This is a genomic window from Secundilactobacillus silagei JCM 19001, assembly GCF_002217945.1.
In the GTDB taxonomy this organism is placed as follows: Bacteria; Bacillota; Bacilli; order Lactobacillales; family Lactobacillaceae; genus Secundilactobacillus; species Secundilactobacillus silagei.
The window spans coordinates 1-264 of the sequence record NZ_BCMG01000049.1 but is presented as its reverse complement, the minus strand read 5'-3'; the positions used below and the strand labels follow the sequence as shown (position 1 = coordinate 264).

Sequence of the window (264 nt, the reverse complement as noted above, 5' to 3'; positions counted from 1 at the left end):
CGATCACCGTTGATAACCCAACGACCACAGGTAAAGTGACCTACACACCAAATGATGCCAAGGCAAATGTGACGATTCCAAGCAACCAAGGTGATCAAACGGTACCTGATGTAACTGGTAAGACGGGCGAGCATGTTGATGTCACAGTACCAGTGAAGCCGGGCTACACAGCGGATAAGCCAACGGTACCAGCGACAGTAAATGCCGATGGCACGATCACGGTCGATAACCCAACAACCACAGGTAAAGTGACCTACACACCAA

The 264-nt window shown here is 50.4% G+C and carries 1 protein-coding gene; it reads left to right on the top strand.

Annotation, left to right across the window (positions count from 1 at the left end):
- Positions 1-264: hypothetical protein (locus CES79_RS12935; RefSeq protein ID WP_159459504.1), on the top strand; the 264-nt coding region annotated here is incomplete at both ends.